General features: G+C 44.4%; 1 protein-coding gene. It reads right to left on the reverse strand.

What is annotated here, in order from left to right:
* On the reverse strand, nucleotides 1-1,774 hold a 1,774-nt coding region (gene glnD / locus A3766_RS28130), incomplete at its 3' end, for a [protein-PII] uridylyltransferase (RefSeq protein ID WP_068643430.1).
* Nucleotides 1,775-1,846: the final 72 nt, after the last annotated feature.

The following is a 1,846-nucleotide window of genomic DNA, read 5'->3' on the forward strand; positions in this document are numbered from 1 at the left end:
AAATATATAAGTACTCAAGGTGAGTAAGGCTAGGAATTAGTTGCGCAAACTGATGAATAACTTCAGGGTCATCAATATCTTTCTTCTGCGCTGTCATAGACATTAGTAAGTGGTTTTCGACCAGCCAGGAAGTGAGTCGTGTATCGCGCTCGCTAAAATGATGGTTCTGACAGAAGTTTTCAACATCGATGGCGCCAAGTTCGGAATGGTCTCCGCCTCTCCCTTTAGCAATGTCGTGATAGATACCAGCAGTATAAAGGATTTCACGTTTAGGGATATAACGGTATAAACGACAGGCAAGTGGAAACTCTTTTTTTGCCTCAGGGTAGTCAAGATGAATCAGGTTCTTGATAAGCTGAATCGTATGCGCGTCAACTGTATAGCAATGAAACAAGTCATGCTGCATTTGGCCGATGATCTGTCCAAACTCAGGTAAGTAGCGGCCCAGTACATTGTACTTAAGCATGGCGTTTAAGGTTTTATGAAGGTCGTGCGGTGTGCGCAGTATCTCCATAAATAAGCTTGTGTTAGCCAGGTCGTTTCGGAAACTGTCATCAATAAGATATTGATGTTCACGGATTTGACGAATTGTCGTGGTTTTTATGCCAATGATCTGAGGGTTTTGTGCGAGTAGCAAAAAAATCTCTATCAACGCATAAGGTGAGCGGTCAAAAATATCTTCTGACTTAGCTTCAATATAGCCGTGATTAATTTGGAATCGTTTACCTAGTTCTTGGACACTGTCATCACTCTCGGGGTTTAGATAAAACTCATCAAAGTACTGAAGTATCACGTCAGTAAGTTCGGCTAAACCCAATACGATGCGATAGTAGCGTTGCATCATTTTCTCGACACCGAGCTTTTGCTCGTCATCTTCAAAGCCGAGTATTTCTGCAAGCTTGCGCTGGTGTTCAAATAGCAGTCGGTTTTCGTTGCGGTCGGCAATAATCTGCAGGCCATAACGAAGGGTAAGAAGAAAGGTCTCGCCGCTGACTAGCATGCGGAATTCTTCGTCTGTCAAAAAGTGGTAGCGTGAGCGTGTGCTGGGAGCTTCAGCACCAAAGTGGCGCTTAGAAATCCAGGTAATGGTCTGAATATCTCGCAAGGTGCTAGGGGAAGATTTCAGATTTGGTTCGAGGTTGTATTCGGTGCCGCTATATTTCAGGTGGCGTGCACTTTGTTCTTCGCGTTTAGCTAGAAAGTAGGCTTTAGAGGTATAAACTGCGTCGGAGTAGACCTTGTCTGAAATAATGCTCAGCAGTTCAGGGTCACCATCGATAGTGCGCGTTTCCAATAGGTTGGTCGCAATGGTGACATCGCTTTTAGCGGCTTCAATGCATTCATCAATCGTTCTAACGCTATGGCCGATGTCTAGTTTCAGGTCCCATAATAGTGTGATAAAGTCAGACAGTTTGGTGCCCAGCTGATCATCAATTTCATTCCTTACCAGGATAAGTAAGTCAATGTCTGAATGTGGTTGCAGCTCGCCTCGGCCATAACCGCCAACAGCAATAAGGCTAACATGTTGGTCGAACCCGAAGCGTGCCCATAAACCTTTAAGAATATAATCCATGAGTTTGGATTTAACTTCGATAAGCTGACGGATATCTTCGTTTGCCAGATACAGCTGATCAAGGACTTGCTTACTATCTTCCAGGATTGTCCGAACATTCAGGGCTGGTTGTGAGCAAGTACTTAAGTCAGAGACTAATGTTTGCATGTCCAGGCTAGATGCGTGGGTGAACTTTTCGAAGAGCGAGCTGTGTTGCGTCATAGTTTTATCGGCTTGTGCTTAACTTAGCAGACCTTCCTCTTCCTTACGTAAGGTCAGTATTTCACAACCGTC

It is taken from the genome of Oleiphilus sp. HI0132 (genome assembly GCF_001635845.1).